18 protein-coding genes are annotated in these 18791 nt (G+C 72.6%); 4 read left to right on the forward strand and 14 right to left on the reverse strand.

Annotated elements, in window-relative coordinates; genetic code table 11:
* Positions 1 to 135: 135 nt before the first annotated feature.
* From cobT to ACTVZO_RS09230, 7 genes are all read right to left on the reverse strand, one after another.
* Entirely contained in the window at positions 136 to 3339 is a 3204-nt protein-coding gene (cobT, locus tag ACTVZO_RS09200; protein ID WP_443297914.1) for a nicotinate-nucleotide--dimethylbenzimidazole phosphoribosyltransferase, read from the reverse strand.
* Positions 3340 to 3614: 275 nt separating this feature from the next.
* Complete coding sequence (gene cbiE, locus ACTVZO_RS09205) at positions 3615 to 4829, reverse strand: precorrin-6y C5,15-methyltransferase (decarboxylating) subunit CbiE (protein WP_443297915.1); 1215 nt, start codon at positions 4827 to 4829, stop codon at positions 3615 to 3617.
* 95 nt (positions 4830 to 4924) lie between these two features.
* Positions 4925 to 5608: a GNAT family N-acetyltransferase gene (locus ACTVZO_RS09210; RefSeq protein WP_443297916.1), complete on the reverse strand. Its 684-nt coding sequence runs from the start codon at positions 5606 to 5608 to the stop codon at positions 4925 to 4927.
* Positions 5609 to 5778: 170 nt separating this feature from the next.
* Positions 5779 to 6642 carry a MetQ/NlpA family ABC transporter substrate-binding protein gene (locus ACTVZO_RS09215; RefSeq protein WP_443297917.1) on the reverse strand — a complete coding sequence of 288 codons (864 nt, stop codon included), beginning with the start codon at positions 6640 to 6642 and terminating at the stop codon, positions 5779 to 5781.
* Positions 6643 to 6732: 90 nt separating this feature from the next.
* Complete coding sequence (locus ACTVZO_RS09220; RefSeq protein WP_384224472.1) at positions 6733 to 7401, reverse strand: methionine ABC transporter permease; 669 nt, start codon at positions 7399 to 7401, stop codon at positions 6733 to 6735.
* Positions 7398 to 8471, reverse strand: coding sequence for a methionine ABC transporter ATP-binding protein (locus ACTVZO_RS09225; RefSeq protein ID WP_443297918.1), 1074 nt, complete (start codon positions 8469 to 8471; stop codon positions 7398 to 7400). Before ACTVZO_RS09225 ends, ACTVZO_RS09220 begins: the two co-directional genes overlap by 4 nt.
* A gap of 372 nt (positions 8472 to 8843) precedes the next feature.
* A complete protein-coding gene (locus tag ACTVZO_RS09230) occupies positions 8844 to 9491 on the reverse strand; it encodes an HAD-IA family hydrolase (RefSeq protein ID WP_443297919.1) in 648 nt (215 codons plus the stop codon).
* 67 nt (positions 9492 to 9558) lie between these two features.
* Between ACTVZO_RS09230 and ACTVZO_RS09235 the strand changes: the two genes are divergently transcribed.
* On the forward strand, positions 9559 to 9927 hold the full coding sequence (locus ACTVZO_RS09235) for a hypothetical protein (protein ID WP_384224477.1): 369 nt from the start codon (positions 9559 to 9561) through the stop codon (positions 9925 to 9927).
* Positions 9920 to 10336 carry a hypothetical protein gene (locus ACTVZO_RS09240; RefSeq protein ID WP_443297920.1) on the forward strand — a complete coding sequence of 139 codons (417 nt, stop codon included), beginning with the start codon at positions 9920 to 9922 and terminating at the stop codon, positions 10334 to 10336. The genes ACTVZO_RS09235 and ACTVZO_RS09240 overlap by 8 nt, the downstream gene beginning before the upstream one ends.
* 19 nt (positions 10337 to 10355) lie before the next feature.
* Here the strand turns inward: ACTVZO_RS09240 and ACTVZO_RS09245 are convergent, their stop codons facing one another.
* The 3 genes from ACTVZO_RS09245 to ACTVZO_RS09255 form a co-directional block, all read right to left on the reverse strand.
* Complete coding sequence (locus tag ACTVZO_RS09245) at positions 10356 to 10862, reverse strand: GNAT family N-acetyltransferase (protein ID WP_443297921.1); 507 nt, start codon at positions 10860 to 10862, stop codon at positions 10356 to 10358.
* A 37-nt stretch (positions 10863 to 10899) separates the two neighbouring features.
* Positions 10900 to 11442, reverse strand: coding sequence for a sigma-70 family RNA polymerase sigma factor (locus ACTVZO_RS09250; RefSeq protein WP_443297922.1), 543 nt, complete (start codon positions 11440 to 11442; stop codon positions 10900 to 10902).
* A 73-nt stretch (positions 11443 to 11515) separates the two neighbouring features.
* A complete protein-coding gene (locus tag ACTVZO_RS09255) occupies positions 11516 to 12685 on the reverse strand; it encodes a glycerophosphodiester phosphodiesterase (RefSeq protein ID WP_443297923.1) in 1170 nt (389 codons plus the stop codon).
* Positions 12686 to 12957: 272 nt separating this feature from the next.
* On the opposite strand from ACTVZO_RS09255, the gene ACTVZO_RS09260 reads away from it, so the two are divergent.
* The gene (locus tag ACTVZO_RS09260; RefSeq protein WP_362297797.1) at positions 12958 to 13587 is read left to right on the forward strand and encodes a lysophospholipid acyltransferase family protein; all 630 of its coding nucleotides are present in this window, start codon (positions 12958 to 12960) and stop codon (positions 13585 to 13587) included.
* 1 nt (position 13588) lies between these two features.
* Here ACTVZO_RS09260 and ACTVZO_RS09265 read toward each other — a convergent pair whose 3' ends face one another.
* The 3 genes from ACTVZO_RS09265 to ACTVZO_RS09275 all read right to left on the reverse strand — a co-directional run bounded on the left by ACTVZO_RS09265 (position 13589) and on the right by ACTVZO_RS09275 (position 17244).
* Entirely contained in the window at positions 13589 to 15082 is a 1494-nt protein-coding gene (locus ACTVZO_RS09265) for a membrane-associated oxidoreductase (RefSeq protein WP_443297924.1), read from the reverse strand.
* A 69-nt stretch (positions 15083 to 15151) separates the two neighbouring features.
* On the reverse strand, positions 15152 to 16696 hold the full coding sequence (locus ACTVZO_RS09270; protein WP_443297925.1) for an MFS transporter: 1545 nt from the start codon (positions 16694 to 16696) through the stop codon (positions 15152 to 15154).
* The gene (locus tag ACTVZO_RS09275; protein WP_443297926.1) at positions 16693 to 17244 is read right to left on the reverse strand and encodes a TetR/AcrR family transcriptional regulator; all 552 of its coding nucleotides are present in this window, start codon (positions 17242 to 17244) and stop codon (positions 16693 to 16695) included. The genes ACTVZO_RS09270 and ACTVZO_RS09275 overlap by 4 nt, the downstream gene beginning before the upstream one ends.
* Positions 17245 to 17332: 88 nt before the next feature.
* Here ACTVZO_RS09275 and ACTVZO_RS09280 point away from each other — a divergent pair, with 88 nt between their 5' ends.
* Entirely contained in the window at positions 17333 to 17917 is a 585-nt protein-coding gene (locus ACTVZO_RS09280; protein WP_443297927.1) for an HAD domain-containing protein, read from the forward strand.
* Here the strand turns inward: ACTVZO_RS09280 and bla are convergent.
* Positions 17846 to 18772, reverse strand: coding sequence for a class A beta-lactamase (gene bla / locus ACTVZO_RS09285; RefSeq protein WP_443297928.1), 927 nt, complete (start codon positions 18770 to 18772; stop codon positions 17846 to 17848). The genes ACTVZO_RS09280 and bla overlap by 72 nt on opposite strands.
* Between the last annotated feature and the right edge of the window lie 19 nt (positions 18773 to 18791).

Genomic DNA, 18791 nt, shown 5'->3' on the forward strand with positions numbered 1-18791 from the left:
GCGCGGGGCGGGCTGCGCCCGGGCTACCGGGGTGCCGCGCAGCGGCAGATCCAGCCTCTCCGGCGGTCGAGGAGCCGGGGGTCCGAGGGGCGGCGCCCCCGGCAACGGCGCCGCACCCCCACAGCCCCGCCGGGGCTACTTTTCCGTGACTCCCGCGGAGTCGAACGTGGCGACCTCGTGCATCGCGCGGGCCGCGCTCTGGACCAGGGGGAGGGCCAGCAGGGCGCCCGTGCCCTCACCGAGGCGGAGGTCGAGGTCGACCAGGGGGCGCAGGCCGAGCTTGTTCAGGGCCGCCACGTGGCCGGGCTCGGCGCTGCGGTGGCCCGCGATGCAGGCGGAGAGGGCCTCGGGGGCGATGGCCCGGGCCACCAGGGCGGCCGCGCCCGCGCTCACGCCGTCCAGGATGACCGGCGTGCGCAGGGAGGCTCCGCCGAGCAGGAGGCCGACGATCGCCGCGTGCTCCAGGCCGCCGATGGCCGCCAGGACGCCGATCGGGTCCGCCGGGTCGGGCTGGTGGAGGTCGAGGGCGCGGCGTACGACGTCGACCTTGCGGGCGTGCGTCTCGTCGTTGATGCCCGTGCCGCGGCCGGTCACCTCGGCCGGGTCGACCCCGGTGAAGACCGAGATCAGCGCGGCGGAGACCGTGGTGTTCGCGATGCCCATCTCGCCGGTGAGCAGGGCCTTGTTGCCCGCCGCGACCAGGTCGCGGGCGGTCTCGATGCCGACCTCGATGGCCGCGACGGCTTCCTCGCGGGTCATCGCCGGGCCGACGGAGAGGTCGGCCGTGCCCGGGCGGACCTTGCGCGGGAGCAGGCCGGGGGTGGCGGGCAGGTCGCCCGCGACGCCCACGTCGATCACGCAGACCTCGGCGCCGACCTGGTTGGCGAAGGCGTTGCAGACCGCCCCGCCGCCCAGGAAGTTGGCGACCATCTGCGTGGTGACCTCCTGGGGCCACGGGGTGACGCCCTGGGCGTGCACGCCGTGGTCACCGGCGAAGATCGCGACCGCGGCCGGCTCCGGGATCGGCGGCGGGCAGACCCGGGAGAGGCCGCTGAGCTGGGCCGAGATGATTTCGAGCATGCCCAGGGCCCCGGCGGGCTTGGTCATGCGCTTCTGCCGCTCCCACGCCTCGCCGAGCGCCTTCGCGTCGAGCGGGCGGATGCTCGCGACGGTCTCGGAGAGCAGGTCGTGCGGCTCTTCGCCGGGCAGCGCGCGGCGCCCGTACGTCTCCTCGTGGACGACCCAGGACAGCGGGCGGCGCTGGGACCAGCCGGCCTGTGCGAGCTCGGGCTCCTCGGGGAACTCGTCGACGTAGCCGACGCACAGGTAGGCGACGACCTCCAGGTGCTCCGGCAGGCCGAGCGCGCGGACCATCTCGCGCTCGTCGAAGAAGCTGACCCAGCCGACCCCGAGGCCTTCGGCGCGCGCGGCGAGCCAGAGGTTCTCGACGGCGAGGGCCGAGGAGTACGGGGCCATCTGCGGCTGGGTGTGCCGGCCGAGGGTGTGGCGGCCGCCGCGGGTGGGGTCGGCGGTGACGACGATGTTCACCGGGGTGTCGAGGATGGCCTCGATCTTGAGTTCCTTGAACTGCTTCGCCCGGGCCTTGGGCAGCGAGTTCGCGTAGGCCTCGCGCTGGCGCTGGGCGAGCTCGTGCATCGTCCGGCGGGTTTCCGCGGAGCGGATGACGACGAAGTCCCAGGGCTGGGAGTGGCCGACGCTGGGCGCGGTGTGGGCCGCCTCCAGGACGCGGAGCAGCACCTCGTGCGGGATCGGGTCGGTCCGGAACCCCTTGCGGATGTCACGGCGCTCGCGCATGACGCGCAGGACGGCCTCGCGCTCGGCGTCGTCGTAGGCGGGAGCGGGGTCGCCCGTGGCGGGCTCGGCGGGCAGCGGCTCGGGCTGCGCCTCGGGCTCGGCTTCGGCCTCGGGCGCCGACGGCTCGGCCTGCGCCGGCCCGGCCTCCACCGGCAGGGCCTGCGCGTGAACGGGCTCCGGGACGGGCGCGGGCTCGGCCGGGGCGGCTACGACGGGCTCCGCCGGGGCGGGCTCGGCGGCCGCGGGCAGCGGCTCCGCGGGCAGCGGCTCGGACTGGGCCGGTACGGGCGCGGGCGTCACGAGCACGACGGGCTCGGCGGCGGCCGGCTCGGGCTGGACGGCCGGGGCGGGCTCCTGCTCGGCGAGGGGCTGGGCGTGCTCCGGAGCCAGGGCCGCCGTTTCTGCGGGGGCGGCCACCGGTACGAACTCCGGCTCGGGCTGGGGCTCCGGAGCGACGGCCTCGGCCAGGACGGGGGCCGGGACGGGCTCCGGTTCGGCGACGGGCGCGGGCACGGCCTCCGGCGCGGGCGCTGCCTCCGGCGCGGGCACGGCCGCCAGGGCCGGCTCGGGCTCCGGCCCGGCGACCGGCTCGGGCTCCGGCGCGTGCGCCACGACGGGCTCGGGCGCAGCCGCCACTGCGGGCTCGGGCACGACGGCCACGACGGGCTCGGGCACGACGGCGGGCTCGGGCGCCGCCGCCACGACCGGCTCCGGCGCGATCGCGGCGGCCGGCTCGGGCTGCGGCTGGGGCTCGGGTTCGGGCAGGGCCTCGGGCCCGGCGGCCGCCGCGGGGACCTCGACGGCCACCGGGGCCGGGGTCCAGGGGGCGCCGGCCTGCGGCGGGATGTCGCCCGGCTGCGGCGCGGGGGCCGCCGGGACGTCGAGGTACTCCGGGCCCGTGGTCGGCGGGCCCGAGCGGCGCAGCGGGGCGGGCGCCGCGGCGGGACCCCGGTCCGCGAGGGACCGTACGACTCCGCCGGTGGCCTCGGGCACGGGCGGGCCCATGTGCAGCGGACGCCGGACCGGAGCGGCCGGGGCGGCGGCCTGCAGCGGGGTGGCGGGCTGGGGGTGGGGGTACTCGCGGACCGCGTCCGGGGACGGGGACGGGGACGGGGAGGGGGCGACGAGCCCGCCGAGGTCGAGCGCACCGGAGTCGCGGCCGCCGGTCTCGTGGGCGCCCGCACCGTAGGACGGGAACTCGGGGTAGGCGGCCGGCTCGTTGTAGACCGGGGCCTCCTGGTACGAGGGCTCGGCGCCGTACGGCGCGTCCGCGTAGAGAGGGGGCTCGACGGGGAAGGCGGGGGCCGGCGGGACCACCTGCGGGTCGCTCCAGGCGCCCTGGCCGCTGGGCATCAGCAGCAGTTCCTCGTCCTCCGGCCCGGCCGGGTCGTCCACGAGGTCCTGGAAGGCGTAGCCGGCGGGAAGCGGCGGCGGGAGCTGGACCGGAGCGGGGATGCCCTGCTGATCCACCATGCCCGCGTTGTCCGGGTGACCCTCGCCCGGGACCTGGCCGGTGTCAGTCATGCGTACCCCTCGCCCATCGGTTTTGCCTCTTCGATCGCCCGGTCGCCCACGAGGCCGCCCCAACGGATGTCCCGTGCGGGGTTGCCCTGCGGCGCCCTTGCCGCACGTGCGCCTGCGCGACAACCACTAAGCATTGTCGCGCCCGTTCGCCACCGCGGCGGCCATAACCGCCGCGGTCCACTGTGGACTGCGCCACGTCGCGCGTCGTCCGGTGCCGCGATGCCCGAAACGTCCGGGGCAGTACGACGATCGGCCAGCCTACCCCGGCCCTGCCCTCATCGGGTCCTGGGGCGCTCGGCGGCCAGTAGGAACACGACGGAGCGCTCCTGTTCGGTCCAGGTGCGGGTGTCCAGGCCCACGGACTGGAGCAGTGCGCACTCGACGGCGTACCCGTGTTCGGTGAGGGCCCGGCCGATGGCCTCGGCCTCGTCGCGGGTGGAGGCGTGGCTGACGATCCGTTCGGGGCGGCGGTCGGCGACGGCCGCGACGACCGCGGCTCCCCCGCCGCCCACGCGTACGACGTCGGGCTCGGGCAGGTTCTCCAGTACGTGGGGCGCGCGCCCGGTGACGACCTGGAGCTGTACTCCGCGCGTGCGGGCCGCGGCAGTTACCCGTGCGCAGGCCTGCGGGTCGGCGTCGACGGCGATGACGGCCGCGCCGAGTACCGCGGCGTCCACGGCGACGGCGCCGGAGCCCGCTCCGATGTCCCAGACGAGGTCGCCGGTGCGCGGGCCGAGGCGGGCGAGCTGCGCCGCCCGGAGCTGTGCGGACTCCCCTTCCCCGGTGTCCGCCTGGGGGCGGGCCCAGCCGCGGTCGCCGGAGCGGAGCCGGTCCGGGCTCTGGCCGAGCAGCCAGCCGGGTGCGGCGGCCAGGGCCCCTCCGGTGCCACCGCCGCCGATGACGATGACGACGTTCGGGTCGCGCCAGGTGTGGTCGGCGGCCTTGTCGGAGGTGAGGACGCTCACCTGCTCCCGGTCGGTGCCCAGTTCCTCGCAGATGACGAACGTGCGGTGGACCCCGTCGAGGAGCAGGGCGAGTTCGGCGGGGCCGGCGCCGGGCGAGGTGAGGACGGCGACCTTGCCGTGGGCGCGGATGACGTTGACGGCGCGGCGCAGGGTGCGGGGGTGGGCGACGACGACCTGGGCGTCGTCCCAGGGCATGCCGGCGCGCGCGAAGGCGGCGGCGACGGAGGAGACGGCCGGGACGACCTCGACCTCCAGGCCGTGCTCCGGGGCGCGCAGGGTGCGTACGACGCCGAAGAAGCCGGGGTCGCCGTCGGCGAAGACCACGGCGGTGCCGCGGTGTCCGGCGATGCGGCGGGCGGCGAGGCCGAGGCTGCCGAGGCGGATGCGCTCCGCGGCGGGCGGGACCTCGGGGAGTGCGAGGTGGTGGGCGGCGCCGGCCACCAGGGTCGCGGCGGAGAGCGCGGACCGGGCGGCCGCGGTCAGGGAGGAGCCGTCCCAGCCGATCACCGTGACCCGGTCGGCCATCGTCGTCAGTCTCCTGTGTGGGAGGGGCCCCGGGTGGGTGACCGGGGGGAGGGCGAAGCTTCGTCGAGGGGGTCGGGCACGGTGAGACTACCTGGTCATCGGGTCAGTTCCCGGTCGGCGCCGTCGGCCCGGTCGACGGAGTAGGCGTCGTACCCGTCATAGCCGTCATAACCGTCGTAGTCGTCGTAGTCGTCCGCGTCGTCGAGGTCTTCGGGGACGAGGCTCCAGACGATGAGGTCGGTGCGGGTGTCGGTCCAGCTGCCGTCGGCCGACTGGGTGCGCACTATCCAGGCGTTGCGCAGGACCCCCTCGCTGATGCAGCCGATCTTCTGGGCCACCTGCTGGGAGGCGGTGTTGTCGGCGGGGGTGCGCAGTTCGAGGCGTTCGAAGCCCTGGTGGCGGAAGAGCCAGCGGGTCACGGCGAGTACGGATTCGCTGGCGTAGCCCTCGCCGCGGGCCCAGGGGGCGGTGACGTATCCGACCTCGGTGGCGCGGGTGCGCCAGTCGGTGTTCTGGAGGTGGACGATGCCGACGAGGCGCTGGGTGAGGAACTCGGTGACGGCGAAGACGATCCCGCGGCCCTCGGTGCGCTCGGCGTGCGAGAGGCGGGTGGCCCAGGCCCGGGCGTCGGCCCGGGTGTAGGGGTGCGGTACCGAGGTCCAGGCGGTGACGCCCTCGTCGTTCATCATCTCGGTGAGCGCGGTGACGTCCTCTTCCTCGAAGGGGCGCAGCACCAGCCGGTCCGTGCTGATGGTGACGTCCGGGAAGGTGGTAGTCATGCGCAGCTCCATGCCTGAGACCGTGGTGCGGGACCGTTTGTGCGGGTCGTAGGCCACAGCATGCAGCATGGGCCCGGGGAAGTGCAGGGCCGGGGTTGCCCGGAAGCGGGCAGAGCTCGGCCCCGCGCGCCGACAGCGGCGTGCGGGGCCGAAATGGCTGACCGCCGGGGTCAGGAGGCGGGGGTGCCGAAGGCCGGTATGACCGAGCCCTGGTACTTCTCCTCGATGAACTTCTTGACCTCGTCGGAGTTCAGGAGCTTGACGAGCTTCTGGATCCGCGGGTCGTTCTGGTTGCCGTCCTTGACCGCGAGGAAGTTGGCGTAGGGGTTGCCCTCGGCCTTCTCCAGGACCAGCGCGTCCTTGGCGGGCGAGAGGTCGGCCTCGATGGCGTAGTTGCCGTTGATGACGGCGGCGTCCACGTCGTTCAGGGCGCGCGGGACCGTGGCGGCCTCCAGCTCCTTGAACTCCAGGCCCTTCTTGTCGGTGATGTCGGACAGCTTGGCGCCGGTGCCGACCCCCTCCTTGAGGGTGATCAGGTTGTTCGCGGCGAGCAGCTGGAGCGCGCGGCCCTCGTTGGTGGTGTCGTTGGGGACGGCGATCGTCTGGCCGGCCTTGATGTCCGCGAGGGTCTTGACCTTCTTGGAGTAGAGGCCGAGGGGCTCCAGGTGCACGTTCACGACGGGCACGATGGTCGTGTTGTTCTTCTTGTTGAAGTCGTCGAGGTACGGCTTGTGCTGGAAGTAGTTGCCGTCGACCTGGCCCTGCTGGGTGGCGGTGTTCGGCAGGACGTAGTCCGTGAACTCCTTGACCTCCAGCTTGAGGCCCTCCTTCGGCGCGAGCTTGTCCTTCACGAAGTTCAGGATGTCGGCGTGGGGGCTCGGGGAGGCCGCGATGACGAGCGGCTTGCTCTCGTCGGTCTTGCCGCCGTCGGCCTTGGTGGAGGACGGGTCCGAGGAGCTGCCGCAGGCGGTGAGGCCGAGGGCGAGCGCGGTGGCGGTGGCGGCGAGGGCGGTGAGCTTGATGTTCTTACGCACGAAGAGTGCCTTTCTTGCATTTCGGGGTGGTGGCCCAAGCACGACAAGTGCGGGCTTTCAGGGGTGGGAGGTCTTGTCAGCCCGGGTCGTTCAGGCTGTCCGGCCGCGGCGGGCCAGCAGGCGGACCACGCCGTCGCCGATGAGCTGGATCACCGTGACGATGGCGATCAGGACGACGACGGTGGCGACCATGAATCCGGTCTCGAAGCGCTGGAAGCCGTACGTGATGGCCTTGGACCCGAGGCCTTCGCCGCCGACGGCACCGGCCATGGCGGAGTAGCCGACCAGGGTGATGACGGTGGTGGTGACACCGGCGACCAGGGAGGGCAGGGCCTGCGGCAGGAGCACCTTGCCGACGAGGGTCGGGATGCCGCCGCCCATGGACTCGACGGCCTCGATCAGGCCGTGGTCCACCTCGCGGACGGCGGTCTCGACGAGCCGGGCGAAGAAGGGGATGGCGCCGATGGCGAGCGGGACGATCATGGCGGTGGGGCCGATGAAGGTGCCCACGACCGCGGTGGTGACCGGGATCAGGAAGATCAGCAGGATGATGAACGGCAGCGAGCGGCCTATGTTCACGATCACGCCGAGCACCTTGTTGAGCGGCTGGTTCTGCAGCAGGCCGCCCTTGTCGGTGAGGACGAGCAGGATGCCGATGGGCAGTCCGCCCAGGACGGTCACCAGGGTCGACCACAGCACCATGTAGAGGGTGTCGTAGGTCCCCTGGGTGAGCAGGGGCTGCATCTCGGACCAGGTCACTTCGCACCATCCTCGACCAGCGCGGCCAGTTCGTTGTCGATCGTGTCGGCCGTGCCGCCGGTGTCTTCCCCGTCGACGACGTCGACCTGGAGGCCCTGCTCGCGCAGGAAGCCGACGGGTACGACGTTGTCCTCGAAGCGGCCGGGCAGCTCGATGCGCATCCGGCCGATCTGGCGGCCGGCGACGGTGTCCATCGCGGCGCCGAGGATCGAGATGTCGATGTTGTAGGTGCGCGAGAGCTGCGAGATGACCGGCTGGGCGGCGGCCTCGCCGTGGAAGGTGACGTCGACGACCGTGCGGTCGGGGCCGGTGGCGGCGCCGGTGACGGGGAACAGTTCGCCCGCGAGCTCGGAGCCGGGGGTGGAGAGCAGCTCGGCGACGGTGCCGGACTCGACGATCTTGCCGCGCTTCATCAGGGCGGCCGAGTCGCAGACCGACTTGACCACGTCCATCTCGTGCGTGATGAGCAGCACGGTGAGGCCGAGCTGCTGGTTGAGGTCGCGCAGCAGCTGGAGGATGGAGCGGGTGGTCTCGGGGTCCAGGGCGCTGGTGGCCTCGTCGGAGAGGAGCACCTTGGGGTCGCCGGCCAGGGCGCGGGCGATGCCGACGCGCTGCTTCTGGCCGCCGGAGAGCTGGGTGGGGTAGGCCTTGGCCTTGTCGCCGAGGCCGACCAGGTCGAGGAGTTCCAGGGCCTTGCGGGAGCGCTCGCGGCCGGAGACGCCGAGGATCTCCAGGGGCAGCTCGATGTTGCCCTGGACGGTGCGCGAGGACAGCAGGTTGAAGTGCTGGAAGACCATTCCGATGCGGCTGCGGGCCTCGCGCAGTTCCTTGCCGGCTCGCCGACCGCGGCCGGCGAGCGCGGTGAGGTCGACGCCGTCGACGCTCACGGTGCCGGTGGTGGGGCGCTCGAGCAGGTTCACGCAGCGGATCAGGGAGGACTTGCCGGCGCCGCTCTGGCCGATGACGCCGTAGACCTCGCCCTCGCGGACGTGGAGGTCCACGCCGTCCAGGGCGGTGACCTCGCGGCCACGGGACTGGTAGACCTTCGTGAGGCCCGATGTGGTGATCACAGGATTTCCGTCGCTGTCGAGTGCACGGCGCTGCGGGTGCCGGGCACGGGGCAAACATCTGGGGACGCGATACGGGTCGAACCGTGGGAAAAAGGATGGTGTCGACGCGTGCGCGGGGCAGGAGCGGTCCAGGGATGCACGGACGGGCTCGGCCGGTCTCGCTTCGGGGCGCGAGGCGTGCGGAAGGGGCCCTCAGAAGGCGCGCATTCGACACATACAACGAGCACCGGGCGTCATCGTCGCCTCGGTCGCAAGGGTGCGGCTGCTCGTCGTGGTCATGGGCCCCAGTAAACCAGACATGGCCCTTCACCGATCAACGATGTCCGCATAGCGGACGGAAAGCGGCCGCATACCGGACAAGACCGGTCGCCGTCAGCCGTCCGTCCCGATGGTCAGACCCCCGTCTTCGACCTGCACCGACACGGCCGAAAGGTCCCGTACGACCACGTCCGCGTCGAGGTCGGCGGCGGCGTGCGTTGTGGTCAAGGCCACGGTCCGCATGCCGGCCGCACGACCCGCCGCCAGCCCGGCCGGAGCGTCCTCGAAGACCACACAGCGGGCCGGGTCGACGCCGAGGCGGCGGGCGGCGAGCAGGAAGGGCTCGGGGTCGGGCTTGCCTCGGGTGATGTCCTCGGCGGCGACCATCTCGGGGAAGTCGATGCCGGCCTCGCGCAGCCGGGCCTCGGCCAGCGGCCGGGTGGCGGAGGTGACCACGGCCCAGCGGCCGGCGGGCAGCGCGGAGAGCAGGTCCTTGGTGCCGGGGAGCAGCACCACTCCGCCCGCCACGTCCTCGACCTCCAGGGTCTCGATCCGGGCGAGGGCCTCGGCCCGCACTCCGGCGGGCAGCAGCTCGGCGATGATCTCCGCGGCGGGCCGCCCGTGCAGCTCCACGCGGGCGAACTCCTCCTCGGATATCTCGTACTCGCGGGCCCACCGGGTCCAGCAGCGGTGCACCGATTCCATGGAGGACACGAGCGTGCCGTCGTTGTCGAACAGCAGGGCTTCGGCGTGCAGGTTCATGCTTCCAGCAAAGCGCCCGCCCAGGGGTGAGCGCATCGGGTCTTTCGGCCCGTAATACCCTCGCTGCATGCTCGACGCCCTGACGGTCGCCATCGGTGTGGCCGCACTCGCCCTCGCCGCCTGGTGCGGCCACGCCGCATGGCGGGACCAGCCGACCAAGGACTGGCACTTCATCGGCATGGCCGTGGTGACGGTGCTGGTCCTGGCCCAGCTGGTGATCGGCCTGGTCAAGCTGGCCCAGGGCGAGAAGCCCGACGAGGGCACGGTGATCTTCGTGGCGTACCTGCTGGGCGCCTTCGCGGCGGTACCGGCCGCCGGGATGCTCTCGCTGACCGAGCGGACCAAGTGGGGTTCGGTGACGGTGGCCGCGGGCGCGGTCGTCCTCGCCGTCCTCGAAGTACGGCTCTACGACATCTGGGGAACCACCGGTGCCTGATACGACGACCGCCACAGCCGCCGGGCGCACTCGGCTCGTCTCCGGGCCGGGCCTGCTCCTGGTGTGGCTGTACGGGGTGATGGTGGTCGGCGCCGTATCGCGGTCGGCCTACCAGATCTCCACCGAGTTCGGCCGGGCGCCGCTGGCGTACTCGCTGTCCGCCGCGGCGGCGCTGGCCTACGCGTTCATCACGTACTCGCTGGTGCGCGGCGGGGAGACGGCCCGCAAGGCGGCGCTGGTCTGCTGCGCCGCCGAGCTGGCGGGCGTCCTGGCCGTCGGCACGTGGACCCTGGTGCGGCCCGACTCCTTCCCCGACGCGACCGTGTGGTCGCAGTTCGGGATGGGCTACCTGTTCATCCCGGTGATCCTGCCGGTCACCGGGATGCTCTGGCTCCGCAAGAAGCGCTGATCAGGGCGGGCAGTGCCGGTCAGGCGCTGACCGCGAAGTCGGTGGCGTCCTTGGCTTCCTTCTCCAGGATCACCAGCTGCACGCCGTCCGAGGCGGTGCGGCCGCCGACCTTCGTGTAGCCCGCCTTGCGGTAGAGCCGCAGGTTGGACTCGCTCTTGTGCCCGGTGTGCAGCCGGAAGCGGGTGGTGGCGCCGTGTCCGGCGAGGGCCTCCTCGACGGCGCGCAGCAGACGGGCCCCCAGACCGTGACCCTGCAGCCGCGGGTGGACGCAGAGCTTGGCGATCTTCCCGGTGCCCTCCTCGTCCACGCTGCCGCGCACGGTGCCGACGACCTCGTCGCCGAGCCGGGCCACCAGTACGGTGTCCGCCGCGAGCTCCGCCTTGAGGGAGTCCAGGGACTGGGTGAGCGGCTGGATGAGGTAGTTGCCGTACAACTCGGCCTCGCGCTGGAAGGCCAGGTACTGCAGTTTGAAGATCTGCTCAGCGTCCTCGGCAGCCGCCGCCGAAATGGTCACGCTCATGCCCATGTGCGCATGCCTCCCGCTCACCTGGTAGCCCGTTGGTCTACCGCTCCTTTCCCCGCAGGCCAGGAGCCGCAACCTCTGCAGCCAGCATTCTGCGCAGACATCCCAGGCAACGGGAACGGACGGGCCCCAAACTTCCTTGTGAGATACCCAACTCTCCTGCGATTTCACGGTAAGTGAGGTCTCTGGGCGAAAGAAGTGCCTTCATCAGCTCCGGACAGCGTCCGGGCAGTCGGGCGACCGCCGATCGGAGCGCCCGGGTCTCCTCGCCGTTCAGCAGGTCGTCCTCCGGTGCGCCGCCGGCGTCCGCGGGGGCCGCGCCGGCCGAGCGGTGGCGGTAGTCGTACGGGATCTCGCGGCGCGCCCGCCGCCGGGCGAGCCGGGCCTCGGCGCGCACGGCCCGGCGCAGCCAGCGTGCGCGGCCGGTGGGGTCGGGGTCGCGCGGGCCGCTCTCCAGCAGCCTGACCCAGACGGCTTGTTCCAGGTCGGCCGCCTCGACTCCGGCGCCCGGAGCCTCCGCCGCCGCCTCGGCCGAGAGCAGCGGGCCGAGCTTCTCAAAGAGGTCAGCCTTCAGCAGGTCCATGCCGGGCGGGACGAGCGCCGCGCGCCCGGCGGTTTCCGCGCCGGGCGCGTCCCACTCGTACGTGAAGCTCCGGTCAGCGGTTGACGGGGCGCCGGCCCGGGCGGAAGGCTTCGGCGGCGAGGAGTCCGGTGTCCGGGTTGTCGGTGAAGATGCCGTCGATGCCCTGTTCGAAGTAGGTCCGGAAGGCGGCGAAGGCGTCTCCGTACGCGGCCGGGTCCGTGCCCTTGCGGAAGTCGGCCGGCAGGAAGCTGTTCTCGTTGCGCGCGGTGTAGGGGTGCAGCAGCAGCCCCTGGGCGTGGGCGTCCTTGACCAGGGTGGTCGGGGTGCCGAGCTTGCCGGCCGCGTCGCGCGGGAGGATCAGGTCCATGGTCGGGCCGATGCCCTGGGCGAAGCCGGCGATCCACCGCAGGCCCTCGGGCTTGACCAGGTCCGCGACGGTGCGCGGGTCCTTGGCCAGTTCGAAGTCCCAGGGGCGGGTGCCCGCCGCGGAGAGCAGGACGACGCGCGGTGCGGAGACCAGCCGGGAGAGCCGCTGGATGCTGGAGGGCTCGAAGGACTGGAGGAAGACGGCCGAATCCCGGCGGTCGCGCCCGTACCGGCGCAGCAGCTTGGCGAGCGGCTCCTCCAGGCCCAGGCCGAGCGACCGGAAGTAGCTGGGGTGCTTGGTCTCCACGTGCAGCCAGACCTGCTTGTCGCGGCGGCGGCTCTCCCGGTTGGCCCAGCGCAGGACCTCCTCGAAGGTGGGCACCGCCCACTGGCCGTCGTAGAGGGTGTTGCGCTGCCGGACGGCGGGGATGCGCTCCTTCGCGCGCAGGGTCTTCAGCTCGGCGAGGGTGAAGTCCTCGGTGAACCAGCCGGTGACGGAGACCCCGTCGACGGACTTGGTGGTCCGGCGACCCGCGAACTCCTGGTGGTCGGCGACGTCCGTGGTGCCGCCTATCTCGTTCTCGTGGCGGCACACCAGGTGCCCGTCCTTGGTGGGGACGAGGTCCTGCTCGATGACGTCGGCGCCCATGTCGAGTGCGAGCTGGTAGGAGCCGAGCGTGTGCTCGGGCCGGTAGCCGCTGGCTCCGCGGTGGCCGATCACCGTCGGGTACGGGAGGTCCCGGAAGCCGCCCTCGCCGTGCCCGCCGCCCGCGGCGGAGGCGGCGGCCGGTCCCGCCGCGAGTCCGGCCATGCCGGTGCCCGCCGCCAGTACGGCCGCGCCGAGGACCGTGCGCCGTGCTGCCCCACCCTGTGTCATGAACGCCACTCCCCATCGCGAAAACGCCCGAATCGGCGTGCCGATCGTAGGCGGGGAGGGGTTTCGGGCGAGGGTGTCCCGTCGGAACACGGCGGAAACGTGCGTCAACACTGCGTATCCGATGTGTGAACCCGATGTGCGATCAGAGCTGACCCGCGAGTATCGTCCTCACCTGCACTACCGCCACGTGGTGGGTGCGAGAACCGCTTTTCGATGCCGGAGGGCCCACGTTGTTCCGTACGCGCCTCATCAAAGCCACTGTCGGACCGGTCATGCGCCTGATGTTCCGCACCCGTGTGGAGGGCATCGAGAACATCCCGGGGACCGGGCCGGTGATTCTGGCGGGCAACCACCTCACGTTCATCGACTCCATGATCCTTCCGCTGGTGTGCGACCGCACGGTCCACTTCATCGGCAAGGACGAGTACGTGACGGGCAAGGGGATCAAGGGCCGCGCGATGGCCTGGTTCTTCACCGGCTCCGGCATGATCCCCGTCGACCGCGACGGGGCGAACGGCGGGGTCGCGGCGCTGATGACCGGCCGCCGGATCCTCGAAGAGGGCAAGATCTTCGGCATCTACCCGGAGGGCACCCGCTCCCCCGACGGCCGGCTCTACCGCGGCCGCACCGGCATCGCCCGCCTGACCCTGATGACGGGCGCCCCGGTGGTCCCGTTCGCGATGATCGGCACCGACAAGCTGCAGCCCGGCGGCGCCGGCATGCCGCGCCCGGGCCGGGTCACCGTGCGCTTCGGCGAGCCGATGGAGTTCTCCCGCTACGAGGGCATGGACCGCGACCGGTACGTGCTGCGCGCGGTCACCGACTCGGTGATGGCCGAGGTCATGCGCCTGTCGGGCCAGGAGTACGTGGACATGTACGCGACCAAGGCGAAGGCCGCCTGACCTACTGCCGCTGGAGGGACCGGCTGACGCCCGCCGCCGTGGTGGTGGCGAGGATCCAGCCGGTCACGATCAGCAGGTACGACAGCCACTGGTACCAGCCGCTCGGGGCGTAGGCGGACTCCTGCCCGAAGCTGATGATCGGGACCAGCAGGTCGATCGTGTAGAACACCGGGTTGAAGTCCGGTGCCTCGCCCGCCTTGAGGGGCCGCGGCGGCCGGACCGCGTACGTGACGGAGCCGGTCAGCAGCAGGGCCAGCAGCCAGCCGACCGCCCGCAGCGGCCGGAAGCCGTAGCCGACGGTGACGTCCTGGAGCTTCCCCCACAGCCGAGCGTGCCGGGGCAGGGTGCCGCGGTGACGGCGCAGCTTGGCGAGCTGGACGGTCCGGGCTGCGGCCTCGTCGCCCGCCGTACGGTAGGCCGCGGCGAGCTGTTCGTAGGCGTACGGGAGGTAGCCGGACTCGGCGCGCTCCAGGGCGGGCAGCCGCTGCTCGGCGGGCAGGTGCGGGGCGAGGGTGCGGTAGGTCAGCCCGTCGATGCGGATCCGGTCGGGCCAGGTCTCACTGGGCATGTGCAGGATGTCGAACTGGGAGCGCCGCAGGTTCACCGCGCCCTGGACGGTCTCGCAGGACCGCAGCCACACCTCGCCGATCACGCAGCTGGAGGCGCGCAGGGCGACGCCGCCGGGGTTGACGAAGCGGGCGTAGCCGAACTGGAGCTGGCCCGGGATGCGGGAGCCGGTGAGGTTGACCCGCCCGTGGGCCTCCATCCGCAGGGCCCGCAGGTCGGTGCCGACGGACAGGTTCTCGGCGTGCAGGGCGGTGGAGCCGGGGGCCAGCAGGCGGGCGTCGTCGAGGTTGACCTGACCGCCGACGGTGGCGCCGTTGAGGCGGGTCTGGCCGTGGACGGTGAGCCCGAAGGCGATCACGTCGGTGCCGATGTCGGCGTGGTTGACCTGGAGCGGCGCCTCCTCGCCCGCCGCGGACGCCTCGGCGGCTGCCCCGGGTGTCCCGATGACCGCCTGCTGCAGGAAGAGGCCGCCGGCTATCCGGGCTCCGGAGAGCCGCACCGGGCCGCTGATCCGGCAGCAGGGCATGCGCAGTGCCACGTCGATGCTGACGGAGGTGGCGGTGAGGCCGGGCAGGGTCGAGTCGGTCAGCACGAGGGCCCGCAGCTGGGCCCCGTAGATGAGGGGCTTGCGCTCGAACCAGCAGCCGCGCAGCCGGATCGCGTGCTCGACCACGGCGTACTTGAGGTTGAGCTTGCCGGTGATCCGGACGCCCCGGACGTTGAGGCCGGCGACCAGCCCGCGGGAGCTCGATCCGTTCAGCAGGAGGTGGGTGAGCACCTCGGCCCGTACGGTCCGCTCGGGTCCCCAGGCGTGGCCGTCGGCGGCGGCCGCGTCCTCGCCGGGGTGTGACCGGAAGTCGACCCGCTCGCCGCGCGGGAAGGCGTCCCAGATGCGGCGCTCGGCCGGGGTCAGGTCGTTGATCTCCATCGCCGGGATGGTGTCCCGCGGGCCGACGGACTGTCAACTCGGCCGGGGACACCACCCTTTGGCGTGACGTCAGTGCTCGATGCCGTCCTGGAGCTTCTGGCCCTTGAGCAGGAACCAGGCGGCCGCGGCGGTGGCCAGCAGGACGGCCGCGCCCACGCCGGAGGCCAGCCGCAGCCCGTCCGTGAAGGCCTCCTGGGCCGATGTCACCAGCTGTCCGGCGGTCTGCGGGTCCAGCGTCTTGGCGGCCTCGACGGCCCCGCCGAGGGATTCGTGCGCGGCGTCGGCGACGGGCCCGGAGACCGAGGCGGGGGCCGTGAAGCCCTGGTACACGCCGGTCACGATGGAGCCGAGCAGGGCTATGCCGAGGGCCGCGCCGAGTTCGTAGGCCGTCTCGGAGACGGCCGAGGCCGAACCGGCCTGCTCCTTGGGCACGCTGGAAAGGATGACGTCGGCGGTGACGGTGAAGGAGAATCCGGCGCCGAGGCCGACCAGGAGGAGGGCCGCGCCCAGCAGCGGGTAGCCGGTCTCCTTGTGGACCACGGTGAGCACGGCGAGGGCCAGGCCGATCGCGGCCAGTCCGCCGGCGACGACGGAGCGCACCGAGTAGCGGCGGGCGTAGCGGCCCGCGACCAGGCCGGTGACCACCGCGCCGATGGCGGCGGGCAGTTCGGCCAGGCCCGCTTCCAGGGGGTCGCGGCCCTGGACGAGCTGGAGGAACTGGGAGAGGAAGAAGACCAGTCCGGACAGCCCGAAGACGGTGAGCAGGTCGGCGAGGACCGCGCCGGAGAAGCCGCGGTGCTGGAAGAGCCGCATGTCGAGCAGCGGGGACGGCAGGCTGAACTGGCGGCGGACGAAGGCGTACAGGCTGGCGGCGCCGATGACGGCGGCGGCCCAGACGCCCCAGGTCATGCCGTGGGTCGCGACTTCCTTGACGGCGTAGACGACGCCGATGACACCGACGAGGGAGAGGCCGACGCTGAACAGGTCCCAGGGACCCGCGACCGGGTTCTTGGACTCGGGCAGCAGCTTGATCCCGACGGCGACCAGGGCGATCATCACGGGGAGGTTGATGAGGAAGACCGAGCCCCACCAGAAGTGCTGGAGCAGGGCTCCGCCGACGACCGGGCCGACGGCCGCGCCGGCCGAGGCGGTGGCGCCCCAGATGCCGATGGCGAGGCTGCGCTCCTTGGGGTCGTGGAAGATGTTGCGGATCAGCGCGAGGGTGGACGGCATCAGGGTCGCGCCGGCCACGCCGAGCAGGGCCCGGGCGACGATCATCATCTCGGGGCTGGTCGCGTAGGCGTTGAGGACGGAGACGGCACCGAAGGCGGTCGCGCCGACCAGCAGCAGCTTCTTGCGGCCTATCCGGTCGCCGAGGGAGCCCATCGAGACGAGCAGTCCGGCGATGACGAAGGAGTAGATGTCGCCGATCCACAGCAGCTGGGTGCCGGACGGCTTCAGGTCTTCGCTGAGGGAGGGCGTGGCCAGGCCGAGTACGGTCGCGTCCACCGCGACCAGCAGCACGGCCAGGACGAGCACGGACAGCGCGAGCCAGCGCCCGGGGCTCTTGGCCTCCATCCCCTTCGTCAGGCTCAGCTGCTCGGTTCCGGTCATTTCTCCACACTCCGTCTTGCGCCACCGAGCAGCAACTCGATGATCATGTACTGAAAGTCCTTGGCGGCGACCCGGCCGTCCATGACGGCCCAGGCGCAGGTGCCGATGAGGCCGTAGAGGGCCTCGGTGAGCCAGGCGGTGCTCAGGTCGATCCGGATGTCGCCCTCGGCCTGGCCGCGCCGGAAGAGCGCGGCGACGCGGGCGTCGAGGCGGGCCCATCCCTCGTTGACCTGGTCGCCCTCGAAGAGCTGGTTCTCGGTAACGAGGAAGGCCAGCAGCTGGGCGTTGGGCTCTGCCTCGGCGACGAGCCGCTTCAGGGCGTCCACGGCCGTGCCCTCGTCGAGGCGGGCATTGTCGAACGCCACCTCGAACTCCCGGATGCCGAGTTCTTCGAGGGCCCGTACGAGCGCGTCGCGCCCGGCGAAGTGCCGGTGGAGGGTCGCGCGCCCGATCCCTGCGGCGCGGGCGACCTCGTCCATCGTGGCGGTCGATTTGCGGGAGAGCAGGGCCGCCGCATCACGGAGCACCTGGTCACGATCCATGGCCATGAGACAAGTGTACCCCGAATGAGACGTGCACGTCTCATTCAGCCGAAAATGAGCTGCCGTCCGGCAGCCTGAGAGGAATCCTGCGCAGATGAAGCCACTGCTGCTGATCGACGTCGACGGGCCGCTGAACCCCTACGCGGCCAAGCCGCAGCGCCGCCCCGAGGGCTACACCACCCACCGGATGCGGCCGACGGGCTGGACGGGGGCCGAGAGCGCGAAGCCCCTGCGGGTTTGGCTGAACCACGGCCACGGCGCGGAGCTGCTCGCGCTGGCGGAGGCGTACGAGCTCGTCTGGGCCACCACGTGGAAGGACGAGGCCAACGAGTGGATAGGCCCGCACCTGGGCCTGCCGAGACTGCCCTTCATCGACTGGCCGGTGATGCACGGCCGGGCCCCGCGCGGGACGTTCTGGAAGACCCAGTACATCCTCGAATACGCGGGCGCCCGGCCCTTCGCGTGGATCGACGACGACATCACCGCCATGGACCGCGAGTACGTCGGCCGGCAGCATCCCGTTCACGCGCTGCTGATGCGCGTCGACGAGCGGATCGGCCTGACCCGGGCGGACTTCGACGCGCTGCGCGACTGGGCGGCGCGGGGATCAGGTGAGGACCGAAGCCAGCAGCCGGGCGGTCTCCGCGACGAGCTCGTCGTCCCTGGGGCCGGCCGGTGAGCCCGGCTTGGTCGTCAGGACCGCCATGACGAGCGGAGCGCCGTCCGGCGGCCACACCACGCCCACGTCGTTGGCCACCCCGTACTCGCTCCCGCCGCCGGTCTTGTCCGCCAGGACCCAGTCCGCGGGCAGGCCCGCCTTGAACCGGCCGGTGTTCGTCGTGTTGGCGACCAGCCAGCCGGTCAGCAGCGCGCGGTCCCGGGGCGGCAGCGCGTCGCCGAGCAGCAGCCGCCCGTACGTGGTCCCGATGGCCCGGGGGCTGGTGGTGTCGGTGACCCGCCCGGGCTCGGCGGAGTTCAGTTCGGGTTCCCAGCGGTCCAGCCGGGTGGTCCGGTCCCCCAGCGACCGGCTGAAGCGGGTGACCGCGGTGGGGCCGCCGAGCTCTTCGAGGAGCAGGTTGGCCGCGGCGTTGTCGCTCAGGCTGACGGACGCGGCGCACAGGGCCTCGACCGTCATGCCGTCGGCCACGTTCCCGGGCTTGCCGGTCTCCGGGCCGTACCCGGACTTTTCGACGTACTCCCGCGTGTACCGGATCCGCCGGGCGAGGAACTCGCCGTCCTCGTCGAGGTCGCGCAGCACGGCCGCGGCGGCGAGCCCCTTGAAGACCGAGCACATCGGGAACAGCTCGTCCGCCCGGTACGCCACCGTCCGGCCCGTGGCCGTGTGGCGGGCGAACACCCCCAGCCGGGCGGAGTGCCGCCGCTCCAGCTCCCGCAGCCGCCGGACCACCGCGCCCGCCGGTTCCGAGGCGTACGCGGGGCCGCCGGCGGCCGCGGCCAGGCCGGTGAACAGCGCGGTCCCGGCACCGAGCGCCAGGACCGCGCGCCGGGACGGGCCGGCTCCTGAGGTTTCCACGATCGTCTCCTCGTCTCCC

This window comes from Streptomyces sp. IBSNAI002 (assembly GCF_052244475.1).
Classification (GTDB): domain Bacteria; phylum Actinomycetota; class Actinomycetes; order Streptomycetales; family Streptomycetaceae; genus Streptomyces.

Coding starts and splice junctions, on each gene's coding strand:
- ACTVZO_RS09275 (WP_443297926.1), bottom strand. CDS start 17,244: ATGGCCATGGATCGTGACCAGGTGCTCCGTGATGCGGCGGCCCTGCTC.
- ACTVZO_RS09250 (WP_443297922.1), bottom strand. CDS start 11,442: ATGGACCTGCTGAAGGCTGACCTCTTTGAGAAGCTCGGCCCGCTGCTC.
- ACTVZO_RS09265 (WP_443297924.1), bottom strand. CDS start 15,082: ATGGAGATCAACGACCTGACCCCGGCCGAGCGCCGCATCTGGGACGCC.
- ACTVZO_RS09255 (WP_443297923.1), bottom strand. CDS start 12,685: ATGACACAGGGTGGGGCAGCACGGCGCACGGTCCTCGGCGCGGCCGTA.
- ACTVZO_RS09270 (WP_443297925.1), bottom strand. CDS start 16,696: ATGACCGGAACCGAGCAGCTGAGCCTGACGAAGGGGATGGAGGCCAAG.
- ACTVZO_RS09260 (WP_362297797.1), top strand. CDS start 12,958: ATGCGCCTGATGTTCCGCACCCGTGTGGAGGGCATCGAGAACATCCCG.
- cbiE (WP_443297915.1), bottom strand. CDS start 4,829: ATGGCCGACCGGGTCACGGTGATCGGCTGGGACGGCTCCTCCCTGACC.
- ACTVZO_RS09230 (WP_443297919.1), bottom strand. CDS start 9,491: ATGAACCTGCACGCCGAAGCCCTGCTGTTCGACAACGACGGCACGCTC.
- ACTVZO_RS09280 (WP_443297927.1), top strand. CDS start 17,333: ATGAAGCCACTGCTGCTGATCGACGTCGACGGGCCGCTGAACCCCTAC.
- ACTVZO_RS09245 (WP_443297921.1), bottom strand. CDS start 10,862: ATGGGCATGAGCGTGACCATTTCGGCGGCGGCTGCCGAGGACGCTGAG.
- ACTVZO_RS09235 (WP_384224477.1), top strand. CDS start 9,559: ATGCTCGACGCCCTGACGGTCGCCATCGGTGTGGCCGCACTCGCCCTC.
- cobT (WP_443297914.1), bottom strand. CDS start 3,339: ATGACTGACACCGGCCAGGTCCCGGGCGAGGGTCACCCGGACAACGCG.
- ACTVZO_RS09210 (WP_443297916.1), bottom strand. CDS start 5,608: ATGACTACCACCTTCCCGGACGTCACCATCAGCACGGACCGGCTGGTG.